Annotated in this window: 12 protein-coding genes; 2 read left to right on the top strand and 10 right to left on the bottom strand. The window is 74.2% G+C overall.

Going from position 1 to position 13,619, the window contains the following annotated elements:
* Positions 1-159: 159 nt before the first annotated feature.
* The 3 genes from BLR33_RS25130 to BLR33_RS25120 all read right to left on the bottom strand — a co-directional run bounded on the left by BLR33_RS25130 (position 160) and on the right by BLR33_RS25120 (position 3,760).
* Positions 160-1,062 carry a FadR/GntR family transcriptional regulator gene (locus tag BLR33_RS25130; RefSeq protein ID WP_093786975.1) on the bottom strand — a complete coding sequence of 301 codons (903 nt, stop codon included), beginning with the start codon at positions 1,060-1,062 and terminating at the stop codon, positions 160-162.
* 104 nt (positions 1,063-1,166) lie between these two features.
* On the bottom strand, positions 1,167-2,975 hold the full coding sequence (locus BLR33_RS25125) for an ATP-binding cassette domain-containing protein (protein ID WP_093786880.1): 1,809 nt from the start codon (positions 2,973-2,975) through the stop codon (positions 1,167-1,169).
* A 50-nt stretch (positions 2,976-3,025) separates the two neighbouring features.
* Positions 3,026-3,760 (bottom strand): NUDIX hydrolase, encoded by a 735-nt coding sequence (locus tag BLR33_RS25120; protein WP_093786879.1) that lies wholly within the window; start codon positions 3,758-3,760, stop codon positions 3,026-3,028.
* A 211-nt stretch (positions 3,761-3,971) separates the two neighbouring features.
* Here BLR33_RS25120 and BLR33_RS25115 point away from each other — a divergent pair, with 211 nt between their 5' ends.
* Positions 3,972-5,282 (top strand): alpha/beta fold hydrolase, encoded by a 1,311-nt coding sequence (locus BLR33_RS25115; RefSeq protein ID WP_093786878.1) that lies wholly within the window; start codon positions 3,972-3,974, stop codon positions 5,280-5,282.
* Here BLR33_RS25115 and BLR33_RS25110 read toward each other — a convergent pair.
* Together BLR33_RS25110 and BLR33_RS25105 are read right to left on the bottom strand one after the other, a co-directional pair.
* Entirely contained in the window at positions 5,194-6,441 is a 1,248-nt protein-coding gene (locus tag BLR33_RS25110; RefSeq protein WP_093786877.1) for a DUF4192 domain-containing protein, read from the bottom strand. The two genes, BLR33_RS25115 and BLR33_RS25110, sit on opposite strands and share 89 nt — an antisense overlap.
* Positions 6,442-6,570: 129 nt before the next feature.
* Positions 6,571-8,721, bottom strand: a complete 2,151-nt coding sequence (locus BLR33_RS25105; protein ID WP_093786974.1) for a RecQ family ATP-dependent DNA helicase — start codon at positions 8,719-8,721, stop codon at positions 6,571-6,573.
* A gap of 395 nt (positions 8,722-9,116) precedes the next feature.
* On the opposite strand from BLR33_RS25105, the gene BLR33_RS25100 reads away from it, so the two are divergent.
* Positions 9,117-9,698 (top strand): hypothetical protein, encoded by a 582-nt coding sequence (locus tag BLR33_RS25100; protein ID WP_093786876.1) that lies wholly within the window; start codon positions 9,117-9,119, stop codon positions 9,696-9,698.
* A gap of 4 nt (positions 9,699-9,702) precedes the next feature.
* Here the strand turns inward: BLR33_RS25100 and BLR33_RS25095 are convergent, their stop codons facing one another.
* The 5 genes from BLR33_RS25095 to BLR33_RS25075 form a co-directional block, all read right to left on the bottom strand.
* Complete coding sequence (locus tag BLR33_RS25095) at positions 9,703-10,368, bottom strand: hypothetical protein (RefSeq protein WP_093786875.1); 666 nt, start codon at positions 10,366-10,368, stop codon at positions 9,703-9,705.
* 54 nt (positions 10,369-10,422) lie between these two features.
* Entirely contained in the window at positions 10,423-11,109 is a 687-nt protein-coding gene (locus tag BLR33_RS25090; protein ID WP_093786874.1) for a ribonuclease HII, read from the bottom strand.
* A 48-nt stretch (positions 11,110-11,157) separates the two neighbouring features.
* Positions 11,158-12,066 (bottom strand): ADP-ribosylglycohydrolase family protein, encoded by a 909-nt coding sequence (locus BLR33_RS25085; RefSeq protein ID WP_093786873.1) that lies wholly within the window; start codon positions 12,064-12,066, stop codon positions 11,158-11,160.
* 74 nt (positions 12,067-12,140) lie between these two features.
* Positions 12,141-12,803 (bottom strand): histidine phosphatase family protein, encoded by a 663-nt coding sequence (locus tag BLR33_RS25080; protein WP_093786872.1) that lies wholly within the window; start codon positions 12,801-12,803, stop codon positions 12,141-12,143.
* Between the two features lie 113 nt (positions 12,804-12,916).
* Positions 12,917-13,522 (bottom strand): DUF4937 domain-containing protein, encoded by a 606-nt coding sequence (locus BLR33_RS25075; protein ID WP_093786871.1) that lies wholly within the window; start codon positions 13,520-13,522, stop codon positions 12,917-12,919.
* Positions 13,523-13,619: the final 97 nt, after the last annotated feature.

Here is a 13,619-nt window from a genome sequence, read left to right as displayed (position 1 = left end):
CTTAAGTCATCGCACTGCCTCGCCAAGCGTTACGCCAAGCTTACGTGGCCCGAGTCACACCCCAAATCGTAACGGTCCCTGCCAAAGCCTGGCATCTGCCACTGGCCGGCCGCCGCGGGTCCCCTCCCTTACGGGCGGGTCCGCGGCGGCCGCGGGCCCTCAGTGCTCGCGGGGGGCCGGCACGACGTGGTCGGCCGGGGCCGCCGCCTGCTCGGCGGGCGCGGCGAGCAGCTGGCGCATCGCCGCCTCGGCGGTGCCGCCGTCGCCGGCGGCGAGCGCCTCGACGATCCGGTGGTGCAGCCCGACGGAGGTGTCCCCCAGGCGGTCGCAGCCGCTGGCCGAGCCGCCCGAGACGTGCAGCGCGGCCGAGACGATGCCGGACAGGTGCTCCAGCATCCGGTTACCGGCGAGCTGGAGGACCAGCGAGTGGAACTCGACGTCGGCGCGGGTGAAGGTGAGGCTGTCGCCCTGGGCACCGGCGTGGGCCATGATCTCGGCCATGTCGACCAGCCGCTGCTGGACGTCCTCGCGGCCGTGCCCGGCGGCCAGGCGCGCGGCGACCGGCTCGATGGTCGCCCGCAGCTCGACCAGCTCGCGGCGCTGGTCCTCGCGCTGGGGCCCGAAGGCGCGCCATTCGATGATGTCGGGGTCGAGCAGGTTCCAGTCGCCGACCGGGCGGACCCGGGTGCCGACGTTGGGCCGGGCACTGACCAGGCCCTTGGCCTCCAGCACGCGCAGCGACTCGCGCACCACCGTGCGGGAGACCTCGAAGCGCTGCCCGATCTCCTCGGGGACCAGCGGGCGGTCGGCGCCGAGGTCGCCCGAGACGATCATCTGCCCGAGCTGCTGGACGAGTTGGCCGTGCAGTCCGCGGCCCCGGCTGCTGCCGGCCCGCCGGCCCATCCGGCCCATGTCCGGCTCGACGCCGTCCCAGGACGTCAGCCCGGGGCGGTCGGCGCCGGGGGCCTCGGGGTACGGATAGCGGTCCAGCTCGCCCGGGCCGGCGATACCGGAGTCGGCCGAACGGGCCGCGGTCATCATCGAATGCGCAAGGGTACTCACGCATCCTTTGTCGGCGATGCCGGTGCACGCCTTGAGGGCTTTGCTGAAAAGCACACGAAAGGGTGAGCACTCATCACCTGATCATTGACGCTTTTCCTGATGAATCATCCCTTCTTGCCGGTGAGCGGGGCAGTTTGCCCGGTTTGCAAGGCAGTTGAGCGCCGCTCCTGACGCCGCCCGCGCAACGTGCTTGCCGCGTACGCCCCCGCGAGGGCGAGCAGCACCAACGCCAGCCCCAGCACGAGCGGTTGACCGGCGAAACGCAGCACCGCGGAGACCCGCCCGCCGCCGTCCTGCGACGCCCCGCTCAGCACCGACCACAACGCGTCGCCGGCGTCGGCGAGTTCGGTTGCCTCCTGTCCGCCGAGCAGCGCGCGCACGCCGGGAACGACCAGCAGTGGCACGGCCAGCACCGCGCAGAAGCCCAGCGCGGTGGTGCGGAAGAGCGCGGCCGCGAGCACGCCGGCCCAGGAGCAGGCGACGGCGAGTCCGGTCCAGACGGCGAGGGCCGCGGGGTGAGCGGCGGGGTCCGGGGCGCGGCCGTGGCCTGCCAGGAGGTGCAGGGCCGCGAGGTCGGCCGCGGTCGCCGCCGCGGCCAGCAGGGCGGCGGTGAGGGCGCCCACCGCGAGCTTCGCCGCCAGCAGGCGCAGGCTGCGCGGCTCGGGACCGTAGCCCGGAGCCAGGGCCGGGTAGCGGAACTCCTGCCCGTAGCTGAGCGCGCCGAGCAGCCCGGCGCCGACGGCCGCGGCGGGCAGCGGCAGTTCGGGCGCCCAGCCCGACAGCAGCCGCAGCGGCGAGGTGCCGGCGGTGCCGGTGCGTACGAGCAGGGCGGTGGCGAGCAGGGAGCACAGCAGGGCGGCGGCCACGGTGGGCCACGGGGTGCGCACCCCGTACGCCCGGCGCATCTCGTACCCCACCGGCCGCACCGGGCCGGGGCGGTGGCCGATGCGCCGGGGGGTGCGCACCACCGTCCGCCGCAGCCGGGGCCGTTCGCCCTCGCCCTCGGTGCCGGCGTCGCCCGGCGCCCGGCCCGAACCGTCTCCGGTCCCTCCCGACGCCGGCCGCTGTTCCGGGGAGTCGGCGAGCTGGTGCAGCAGGATGCCGTGCCGGTAGGCGGTCTCGCCCACCGCGGCCGAGGTCGTCCCGTACACCGCGATCCGGCTGCCACTCGCGGCCACCACCTCCGCGCCGTCCCCACGCAGCAGTTCGGCGAGCCGCTGGGCATACGGCGAGCGCACCGCGACGTACGGCCGCAGACGCGTCCGGGCGAACTCCGAGGCCGCCTCCTCGGCGACGATGCGGCCCTTGTCCATCGCGATCACCCGGTCCGCGGTGCGGGCCAGCGCTCCGGCCTCCCTGCCGGTCAGCAGCACCGCTCCGCCGGCGGCCGCGTGGCGCCGGGCGAGTTCGTGGACCCAGGCCGCTTCCCTGGGCAGCAGGCCCCGGGCGGGGTCGTCCAGGACCAGGGCGCGCGGCTGCGACAGCAGGGCGACGGCGAAACCGAGCCGCCGGTCCATGCCGAGCGAGTACGCCTCCAGCCGCTCGTCGGCCACCGCGTCGAGCCCGACCACCTCCAGTACCTCCTCCGCTCGTCCCGACGGCAGCCCGTACGCCGAGCACAGCATGCGCAGATGGCCGCGCGCGGTACGGCGCGGGTGCCCGGGCACATCGCCGAGCAGGGCGCCGATCTCCCGCGCGGGCTGGGCCAACTCGTGCAGCGGCCGCCCGTCGACCAGCGTGACCCCGCGGCCGGCCTCCGCGCCGAGCAGCAGGCGCAGCGCGGTCGACTTGCCCGAACCGGCCGGCCCGAGCAGCCCGGTCACCTCGCCCTGCCGCACCTCGAAGGTGAGGTCGGCGACCGTGGGCCGGGCCTTGCGGCGGGCATTGCTGGTCAATCCGATGGCCTGGATCACCCCAGCACCATAACGCCGAAATGCCCAGCAAAACGGGCAAAACTCCTGAATCAGACTTCCGGTCGCAGCATCGGCGGATTGAGCAGTGCCGCACCGCCGGCCCTGAACAGCTGGGCCGGGCGGCCGCCCTGACGCGTCGTCGTCCCACCGGTCGGCACGAGGAAGCCGACCGTCCCGGTCACCTTCCGGTGGAAGTTGCGCGGGTCGAGCGCCACGCCCCACACCGCCTCGTACACCCGCCGCAGCTCGCCCACCGTGAACTCCGGCGGGCAGAACGCCGTGGCCAGCGACGAGTACTCGATCTTCGAACGGGCCCGCTCCACCCCGTCCGCGAGGATCCTGCCGTGGTCGAAGGCGAGCGCCGCCGTCTCGCCCGGGTGGTCGGTGCCGCCCTCGTCCAGCAGCGTGTCGACCGGCGCCCACCGCGCGCTGCGGGCGTCCCCGCCGGCCCGCGGCGCCGGAAGGTCGGGCGCCAGCACCAAGTGGGCGACGCTCACCACCCGCATCCGCGGGTCCCGCTTCGGGTCGCCGTACGTCGCCAACTGCTCCAGGTGCGCGCCGTTCTGCGCACGCAGCCCCGTCTCCTCGGCCAACTCCCGAGCGGCCGCCTGCGAGAGGTCCTCGTCGTCCCGCACGAACCCGCCCGGCAGCGCCCACCGCCCCTGGAACGGGGGCTCCCCGCGGCGCACCGCCAGCGCGCACAGTGTGTGGTGCCGGACAGTGAGCACCACCAGATCGACGGTGACGGCGAAGGGCGGGAAGGCCGACGGGTCGTAGGGCGCCATGCCGCGATCTTAGTCGTCTGCCTGACGATAAACAGCCTGATCGCAGCTCTCGACGATCAGGTCGCCGCGATCCGGACAACGGTCCCGGGACCGCCGCCGCGAAGCCCGCGCAGCAGACCCCGCTGCGGGGGCAGGCCCCTGTCCGTCTACCGTTCCCACCTGGGCCGCCGCCGCAGCCCCGCACCGCCCCGCACCTCCCGGAGAGACTTCCATGGCCGTCTTCCGCCAGCCCGGCACCGTCGTCACCGACCACACCTTCACCCTCCCGCTGGACCACGCCGACCCCGGCGGCGAGCTCATCGAGGTCTACGCCCGGGAAGTCGTGGCCGCCGGCCGGGAGCACGACAATCTGCCGTGGCTGGTGTATTTGCAGGGCGGGCCCGGCGGACGCTCCCCGCGGCCGATCGGCCGGGACAGCTGGCTGGAGCGGGCCCTGGACGACTACCGGGTGCTGCTGCTGGACCAGCGGGGCACGGGACGGTCGACGCCGGTCACCCGCCAGACCCTGCCCGCCCGCGGCGACGCCAGGGCGCAGGCCCGCCACCTCACCCACTTCCGGGCGGACTCGATCGTGCGCGACTGCGAGGCGATCCGGCGCTCGCTGCTGGGCGAGGACGGGCGCTGGAGCGTGCTCGGGCAGAGCTTCGGCGGCTTCTGCGCGATCACCTATCTCTCCTTCGCGCCCGATTCCCTGCGCGAGGTGCTGATCACCGGCGGCCTGCCCGGCCTGCGGCGCACTGCCGAGGACGTCTACCGCGCTGCGTACCCGCGGATGGAGCGCAAGAACCGCGGCTTCTACGCGCGCTACCCGGAAGACGTCGAGGCCGTGCGCGCCATCGTGCGCCACCTGCGCACCACCGACGTCCTCCTCCCCGGCGGCGGGCGGCTGACCGCCGAGGCGTTCCAGTCGCTCGGACTGATGCTCGGTTTCAGCAGCGGCCCGCACACCCTGCACTACATGGTCGAGGACGCCTTCGTCCCCGGCCTGCCGGCGCCGGTGCTCTCCGATACCTTCCTGTGGGACGTCCAGCGGCAGCTGTCCTTCGCGGGAAACCCCCTCTTCGCGGTGCTGCACGAGCCCATCTACGGGCAGCGCTCGGTCTCCCCGGGGCCCACCGCCTGGGCCGCCGAGCGGGTCCGCGCCGAATTCCCGCAGTTCGATGCCGATGTCGCCCTGGCTGCGGGCGAGCCCGTCCTGTTCACCGGCGAGACGATCCACCCCTGGATGTTCGGGACCGACCCGGCGCTCGCGCCGCTGCGCGAGGCCGCGGAACTGATCGCCCGGCACGAGGAGTGGCCCGACCTGTACGACCCGGACCGGCTGGCGCGCAACGAGGTACCGGTGGCTGCGGCGGTCTACCACGACGACATGTACGTGGACACCGCCGACTCGCTCGCCACCGCCCGCGCGGTGCGCGGTCTGCGGACCTGGGTCACCGACGAGTTCGAGCACGACGGCCTCCGGGTGAGTGGCGGCGCGGTCCTCGACCGGCTGATCCGACTGGCGCGCGGCGAGCTGTGACGGCCCCGCGGACGCGCTCGCGCCGCTCGTGGCGCAGACAGCTCCGCAGAAGTTCGGGGTCCAGGCCCTCGCAGACCGAGGTGTGCAGCAGCCTGGCGAAGGTGTACTGGGGCTCCAGGTCCAACGCCATGCGCAGGGCGACGCGGGCCTCGGTCTCGTCCCCGCTCGACCAGGCCACCCAACCGGCGAGGGACAGCGGCGCCGCCGCGTGCTCGGCGTAGGGTCCCGCGCAGCGCCGGGCGAGCGCCCGCCACAGCCGCAGCGCGGCGTCGGCCTGTCCGGGCTCCATCCACTCCGCGGCCCTGTCGCGTGCCGTCCTGTCCTGCAGCCCGAGGATGATCGCGGCGGCCTCCGCATCGGTCAGCAAGGCGTCGTCCCGCGCGTCACCGCGGGCCCGGTCCTCCAGCCGGGGCGCCTCCTGGTAGCGGCGCAGGGCGGCCCGGGCGAGCCCCACGGTCCGTCTGCGCAGCTCTTCCGCGCCGTCGTCGCCGAGCATGCGCGGCACCAACTCCGCGCAGGCGGCGTCGAGTGCGACCTCGTGACCGTGGTGCCGCTCGGTGGACGGTCTCAGCCGGGCCTCGATCGCCGCGAGCGAGGCGGGGGCCGGGATTCCCATGAGTGTCGCCGCGGCAGCGACCTCGCTGCTGCCGGGGGCGGGCAGGGCGATACCGTCGGCCGGCATCGGCGCCGAGTCGGGTCTGCAGTACGACCACCAGCGCCCTGCGGACAGGCACAGCGCCTCGACCACGGGCACGTCCAGGGCGCCGCAGGCCACGCGCAGCCGCTGGGCCAGCGGTCGCAGCCGCTCCATGACCTCGCCCGGCCGCTCGCCCTCGACCGGGTCCCGGCAGAGGAAGGCGACGATGCCGTCCGGCCGTCCGCCGCGTCGTTCGCTGCCGCCCACCAGGCGCTCGGCGAGCTGGGTGGCGGCGGCCGGCCAGTGGTCCGGGTCCTCGGGCAGGCTCGCGTGCACGCGCCCGCCGAATCGGCCGAACTCCCCGTGCAGGGCGACGAGTACGACGCCGTCCTTGATGTGGAAGCCCATGAGGTAGGGAAGGGCGTCCGCGAGGTCCGCGGGTCCGCGCAGGGTCACGGTGCCGACCGGCGACTGCGCTGTTGTCGATGACTTTCCGTATGCGTTCTCGTTGCTGTGTGTCATGGCTCGACTGTGACGCACACAGCGGGGCCCGTGGGCAAACCCACCCGTTCGGCTGTGGACAACGCATCGCCGGGAGCGGCCGCCACGGACCGGCGGCGACGGAGTTCCGGGCCGCGTCAGCCGCGGACCTCAGGCGGCCGCTGCCAGCACCAGCGGGAGCACCCCTTCGCTGCCCGCCAGGCGCAGGAGGCGCGCGGCGACCGCGAGGGTCCAGCCGGAGTCCGTGTAGTCGTCCACCAGCAGGACCGGTCCCGGCGAGCTTGCCAGGGCGTCGGCCATCTCCGGCGGCACGGCGAAGGCCGCGGACAGCGCCGCAAGACGCTGAGCGGAGTTGCTGCGCCGGGCCGCGTGCGCGCCGGTGTAGGCCAGGGTGCCGAGGAAGGGCAGGCGGCCGACGGAGGCGATGCCCTGGGCGAGGGAACCGACCAGCTGCGGACGGGTGGCGGAGGGCACTGCGACGACCCCTACCGGCCGGGGTCCCGCGTCCGGCACGTCCGGCGCCCAGCCGCCGGGCGAGCGCGCCCAGTCGGCCAGGACCGTCACCGCGGCCCGCAGCACGTCGTCGGGTACCGGTCCGTCCGGCGCGCCGTCCGCCAGCAGCGGGCGCAGCCGGTTGCCCCAGCCGATGTCGGAGAGCCGGCCGAGGGCGCGCCCGGCGGCGGCCTGCTCCTTGGCGGGGATGCGCCCCTTGAGGTCGATCCCCAGAGCGGCCATCCCGGTCGGCCACATCCGGCGCGGCTCGACGTCGACGCCCGGGCGCTCCAGTTCCTTGACCGCTCCCGTCAGTGCCTCCGCCGAGACCGAGGCGTCGAGCCAGCCGCCGGCGCAGTTGTCGCACCTGCCGCAGGGCGCTGCCCCCTCGTCGTCCAGCTGGCGGCGCAGGAACTCCATCCGGCAGCCGGTCGTCCGGGCGTACTCGCGCATGGCCTCCTGCTCGGCCTTGCGCTGCCGCGCCACCCAGGCGTAGCGCTCCGCGTCGTACTCCCAGGGCCGCCCGGTGCTCTCCCAGCCGCCCTTGACCCGCCGGACGGCGCCGTCGACGTCGAGGACCTTGAGCATCATCTCCAGACGCGTGCGCCGCAGGTCCACCGCCGCCTCCAGGGCGGGTGCGGACAGCGGCCGGCCGGCCTCGGCGAGGGCGGCCAGGGTGCGCCGGACCTGCTCCTCGGGCGGGAACGCGGAGTCGGCGAAATAGCGCCAGATCGCCTCGTCCTCGCGGCCCGGCAGCAGCACCACGTCGGCGTGCGCGACGCCGCGGCCCGCGCGGCCCACCTGCTGGTAGTACGCGATCGGGGAGGAGGGCGAACCGAGGTGGACGACGAAGCCCAGGTCGGGCTTGTCGAAGCCCATGCCGAGCGCGGAGGTCGCCACCAGGGCCTTGACCCGGTTCTCCTGCAGGTCGGTCTCGGCCTGCAGCCGGTCGGCGTTCTCCGTGCGGCCGGTGTAGGAGGCAACGGTGAAGCCGCGTTGCCGCAGGTAGGCGGCCGCCTCCTCGGCGGCGGCCACGGTGAGGGCGTAGATGATCCCGGACCCCGGGAGTTCGTCCAGATGCTCGGCGACCCAGGCCAGCCGGTGCGCCGCGTCGGGAAGCCGGACGACGCCCAGCCGCAGGCTCTCGCGTTCCAGTGGACCCCGCAGCACCAGTGCCTCGCCCGCCCCGGTGCCCAACTGCTCGGCGACATCGGCGGTGACCCGCGCGTTCGCGGTCGCCGTCGTGGCCAGTACCGGCACCCCGGGGGGCAACTCGGCGAGCATGGACCGCAGCCGGCGGTAGTCGGGGCGGAAGTCGTGGCCCCAGTCCGAGATGCAGTGCGCCTCGTCGACCACGAGCAGACCGGTGCTGGCGGCGATCTTGGGCAGCATGTGGTCGCGGAAGTCCACGGAGTTCAGCCGCTCGGGGCTGACCAGCAGGACATCCGTCTCGCCTCGCTCCACCTCCGCGTGGATGTCCTGCCACTCCTCCGGATTGGCCGAGTTGATCGTGCGGGCCCGGATGCCGGCCCGGGCGGCGGACTCGACCTGGTTGCGCATCAGCGCCAGCAGCGGGGAGACGATCACGGTGGGCCCCGCCCCGCGCCGCCGCAGCAGGGCGGTGGCCACGAAGTACACCGCCGACTTGCCCCAGCCGGTGCGCTGCACCACCAGGGCGCGGCGGCGCTCCTTCACCAGCGCGGCCACGGCCTGCCACTGGTCCTCCCGCAGGCGCGCCGCGCCCCCGGGCGCGCCGACCAGTTCGGCGAGGACGGCATCGGCTTCGGCGTGCAGACCGGGATCGTTCATGGTCCCCATGCAACCCGATACGGCTGGCAATCGGCCACCTCACCCGCCGCCGCGGGCGATCCGCGCTCCAGACGACCCCGGACAACGGCAGACGACCGCGGACGGCTGCGAGGGACGATGGCCCACCGCGGACGACGGGCACCGCGCAGCTGCCCCGGCAGGCCCCGGCCACGATGGTGTTCCCGCTGGTCCGGGCGGTACGGCGCGGACGCGCACAGGTTCCGGGGATCTATGCGGCGGACGGGACCAAATCGGTCGTTGATGCCAATTGCCCGTTGCCGCAGGGCAGTACGGCAGGAAGAATTGGCAGCGGATGATCCCCCGACCGGCTCTTCGAGCCCTTCGACCGGTGTGCGCCCGCGCCCGGTCTACGGGTGCATCCGGAAGGGAGGACCGTGGCCATCGGGTTCGCTCCGGACACGTCCGACGGTTCCTCCCGGGTGTCGCGCACCGTGGAGCCCGCCGAGTGGGCGGGCAGCGGCGTGCCGATGCTCGCCAACCCCCGCGACGTGATCAAGGACCTCTGCGCCCGGCACCTGCCGTCCCCCGAGACGGCCGTGGTGGCCGTCTACGATCCGGACGGCCGGATCAGGGCCAGCGCGTCCTTCGCCGGACGCGTCGGCGTCCTCGACGGCTGGGAGCGGCGCAACGCCCTGCTGTCCCACCTGCGCCGGGTCATCCCGCACGACCTGCGGCTGCGCCGCCCGGTGCGGACCGCGGTGCTGCTGGTCTGCCGCGACGGCGACCCCGGCTGGACGGCCGAGGACGGCGCCTGGATGTGGGGCCTGCGGGACGCCTGCGCCCTGCACGGCCTGCGCTGCGGGTCGTACGTGACGCTCACCGGCGACGGCTGGAGCGTCCTCGGTGAGAGCCGCGCCGGGCGGACCCCGCGGGCCCTCGCACCGGCCCGGCAGGCGCCCGGCGCCCTCCTGGCGGAGGGACCGGCGCTCTCCGAGCGCCAGGCCGCCGTGCGCTGAGCGCTCAGGCGGAGGCGCCGAGCAGGCCGTTGATGCGCGCGGGGTCGCCGCACACGATCAGCAGCACCGAGGCGCGGGCGAGCGCGCCGGCCAGCGCCTGGGCGATCCCCTCGTCGTCGCCGCCGTTGAGCGCGACGATCACCACGGGGCGGCCCGTGGCGCGCGTGGCGCGGATGTCGGCGTAGAAGACGTCGTCGGCGGCGTCGTGCTGGGCCCAGTAGGAGTCCTCGCCGAAGGACAGCTCGTGCGCCGCCCAGGGATGCTGCTCCCCGGTGGTGAGCACGAGCACCTCGCCGGGCGAACGGCCCGTGTCCAGCAGCAGGTCAACCGTTTCGTCGGCGGCGTCGACGGCGCCGTCCGCCGGAGCGGGGATCAGCTGGATCTGCGGGGCGGCGCTGTCGGCGGGGCGCTGCTTGGGCACCGTGGCGGCCGGAGTCGGCGACCCGACCGGGGTCGCCGGTCCGGGCTTGGCCGCACCTCGGCCGGACCCGGGCCGCCCGGGGCCGACGCCGGCGGTCCCTGCGTCCCTCGACGGTGCGGGGCGCGGCGCCGCGGGACGCGGGGGACCGGGGACTGGACGGGGGGTCGACGCACTCCGGCCGGCGGCCGGAGCAGTGCGGGGACCCGGGACGCTCTCGTGAATCTGAGGCTCCTCGGGGGTGAGAGGCATGAGTTGATGTCTATCAAACGCGCTCGGAATGCGCAGCGGGGGGTGGGCCGTGAATCAGAAATCGAAACCGAGTTGTTCCCCTGTGTCGCCGTCCTCGCGCACCTTCTTCAGGTGCTGCCACCGCGGCATGGTGTCCAGGTAGGACCAGGACAGCCGGTGCAGCGCGGTGGGGCCGTGCTCCTCAAGTGCCGCGCGGTGAACGGGCGACGGATATCCGGCGTTGTCCGCGAAAGCGAACGGGGTGTATTCCGCGCCGAGTTCGGCCATCGCACCGTCGCGGTGCACCTTGGCGATCACCGAGGCGGCGGCCACCGCGACACAGGACTGGTCGCCCTTGATGACGGTGCGCACCGTCCAGGGGCCGCCCAGGTAGTTGTGCTTGCCGTCCAGGATGACCGCGTCCGGCTGCTCCGGCAGCGCCTCCAGGGCGCGTACCGCGGCGAGCCGCAGCGCGGCCGTCATCCCCAGGTCGTCGATCTCCTCGGAGGAGGCGTGCCCCAGGGCGTAGGACGTCACCCAGTCGGTGAGCACGGCGGCCAGCTTGGTGCGACGCTTGGGGGTGATGAGCTTGGAGTCGGTCAGGCCCTCCGGCGGGCGGCGCAGTCCGGTGACGGCGGCGCACACGGTGACGGGCCCGGCCCACGCTCCCCGGCCCACCTCGTCCACTCCCGCGACGGTGCGTACGCCGAGGGTGGCGCGCATCGAGCGCTCGACGGTGTGGGTGGGCGGTACGTACGGCATGACGCTCTCAGCCTACCCCTCGGCAACCGGCCGCCTGCAGTGGGGCGATCAGGACCATCGGGCCCACTCCGGGAGTGCTTCGGTACGGTCCGTCCAGGTCCGCGATGGTTCGCCCCCCGGGCGGGAGGCGACGATGCCGCCGACGATGGCGCAGGTGGTGTCCACGTCGCCGCCTGCCCGCGCGGTGGTCCAGAACGCCCGCTCGTAGTCGCCCAGATGGCGCGCGGCGGACCACAGGGCGAAGGGGACGGTGTCCTGCGCGCTGGTGCGGCGCCCGCAGCCGAGGACGGCGGCGACGGTGGCCACGTCGTCGTAGTCGAGCATGTCCACGGCGCGGCGGACGCCCGCGTGCACGGCGCTGGGCGGCACCAGGTCGAGCACCGCGCCGAGCAGTCTCCCGGCGTCGGCGGGGCAGTCGGGCCCCACCGCAATGGCGGCGGTCGCGGCGACGGCCACTGCGCCCGCCACCGCCTCGTGGTGATGGTGGGTGGTGAGGGCGGACAGTTCCGCCTGTCGGGCCGCCAGTTCGGGTTCGCCCGCGTACCAGGCGCCCAGAGGCGCGACCCTCATGGCGGCCCCGTTGCCCCAGGAGCCCTGTCCGTCGAAGAGGCCGGCGGCGAGTTCGCGCCAGTCGGCACCCTCCTGCCGGATCAGGCGCAGCATCCGGTTGACGGCGGGGCCGTAGCCGCGGTCGAAGTCGTGGTGCTCGGCGAAGGAGCGGGCGAGAGCATCCTGGTCCACGCCTCCATGAGTGGCGAGGACGGCGACGACCGAGCAGGCCATCTCCGTGTCGTCGGTCCACGCCCATGGTGCGGGCGGCAGGGTGCCCTCCTGGAGGGCGGAGTGATTGCCGGGGACGAAGAACTGCGATCCGAGGGCGTCGCCGACGGCCAGCCCTCGAAGGGCGGCCATGGCGCGCGACAGGCGCTCCCCCTCGGCAGGGGTGGCTGGGTTCATGGCGCCGAGAACTCTGGCAGCACATGTCGCCCGGGTCAATCGCCTTCGCGTGGCAACACGGGGCCGGCAGCGCGCTACTGCAGCCCGCCGCCCGGCGGGTTCGGCGTGCCCCAGCGCTCGAAGGGCCGGTCCAGGATGTAGCGGCCCGAGTCCTGCAGCAGCAGGGCGCGGGTCTCGGCGTTGGAGGGATTGGACAGCGTCTCGAACTCCTCGACCGTCCAGTGGAACCAGCGCATGCAGAACAGCCGCATGGTCAGCCCATGGGTGACGAGCAGGACGTTCGGCGGGAAGTCCGGCTTGTCGAAGGCCCGGTAGAGCGTCTCCAGGAAGGCGCCGACCCGGTCGTAGACATCGGCGCCGCTCTCCCCCATGGCGAAGCGGTAGAAGAAGTGCCCGTAGGAGTCGCGGGCCTTGCGCTGGCGGTGGATGTCCTCCTGGTCCTGCCAATTGCCCCAGTCCTGCTCGCGCAGCCGCGGCTCCTCGCGCGCCTGGACCCGGCACGGGTCGAGACGAAGCTCCTCGAAGGTGTGCCAGGTGCGCCGGTAGGGCGAGACGAACGCCTGGACGCGCTCGGTGCCGAAGAGCGCGCGCAGCCCGGCGCCGGCCGCCGCGGCCTGCCGCCGTCCTTTCGCGGTGAGCTCCAGGGCGTGGTCGGGCACCCGCGCGTAGATGCCGTCGTCCTCGTTGCCCTGGGACTCGCCGTGCCGGATGAGCACGATGCGGCGAGGGCGTCCCATGGGCGCCACCCTATTGCGCGTCCCGTCCCGCGGCGCGCCGGTCCAGGGAGTGGACGCCCATGCGGCCGATGGCGGGCCCGGCGGCATGGGCCACCCTTGGCGGCAGGTGCGCCTCAGACCGTCCAGTCCTGCACGACGTCCACCACGTCGCCGGTCACCGACAGGACGTCGCTGTCGAGTTCGGCACGCTCCGACAGCCGCGACACCGCGCCCTCGCGGTACTTGCCGTGCTCGGTCGCCGTGTCCCACATCGACAGCACCAGGAAGGAGTCGTCCTCACCCTGGCCGAAGGAGCCGCGCAGCATGCCGGGCGAGCCGGCCATCGCCGGGTTCCACACCCGCTCCTGCATCTGGGTGAAGTGCTCCACCCGGCCGGGCCGGACCTTGCACAGCGCGACACGCAGCAGGTCGGCGTCGGTGAAGTGCGGCTCGAAGCCCACCTTGACGTCGAGCCGGTGCTCGAAGAGGCGCACCGCCAGCAGTTCGTACGTCCCGTGCAGCGCCTGGGCGATGCCGTCGTGCCCCGCGGCCATGAAGCCGTCGTACGTGCTGCGGTCGTCCCAGAAGGCGAAGAGGTGGGCCACCCCTGGCTGCGCCCGGCTCCACCCGCCGCCCTGCCCGCGGAACCCCGCCTGCTGGCGCAGCACCGCCCACCTGCGCTGTCCTCGGTCGAACCCCGCCTGATCGACGACACCGCACCGCATCCACTTCACCAACACCGCGCCATCGTAGTGGCGTTGGGTCCGCGGCGGGTGAAACGCGCAGGGAGGCGCCCCGGCGGTGTGCCGGGTACGCCTCCCTGGGGTGCGCTCGGGC

The sequence above is a fragment of the Actinacidiphila guanduensis genome, from assembly GCF_900103985.1.
GTDB lineage: Bacteria > Actinomycetota > Actinomycetes > Streptomycetales > Streptomycetaceae > Actinacidiphila > Actinacidiphila guanduensis.
Note: the sequence above shows the minus strand (reverse complement) of the source record. Positions and strands in the feature narration are given on the sequence as shown.

Coding starts and splice junctions, on each gene's coding strand:
- BLR33_RS25120 (WP_093786879.1), bottom strand. CDS start 3,760: ATGGCGCCCTACGACCCGTCGGCCTTCCCGCCCTTCGCCGTCACCGTC.
- BLR33_RS25115 (WP_093786878.1), top strand. CDS start 3,972: ATGGCCGTCTTCCGCCAGCCCGGCACCGTCGTCACCGACCACACCTTC.
- BLR33_RS25110 (WP_093786877.1), bottom strand. CDS start 6,441: ATGACACACAGCAACGAGAACGCATACGGAAAGTCATCGACAACAGCG.
- BLR33_RS25105 (WP_093786974.1), bottom strand. CDS start 8,721: ATGAACGATCCCGGTCTGCACGCCGAAGCCGATGCCGTCCTCGCCGAA.
- BLR33_RS25095 (WP_093786875.1), bottom strand. CDS start 10,368: ATGCCTCTCACCCCCGAGGAGCCTCAGATTCACGAGAGCGTCCCGGGT.
- BLR33_RS25090 (WP_093786874.1), bottom strand. CDS start 11,109: ATGCCGTACGTACCGCCCACCCACACCGTCGAGCGCTCGATGCGCGCC.
- BLR33_RS25085 (WP_093786873.1), bottom strand. CDS start 12,066: ATGAACCCAGCCACCCCTGCCGAGGGGGAGCGCCTGTCGCGCGCCATG.
- BLR33_RS25080 (WP_093786872.1), bottom strand. CDS start 12,803: ATGGGACGCCCTCGCCGCATCGTGCTCATCCGGCACGGCGAGTCCCAG.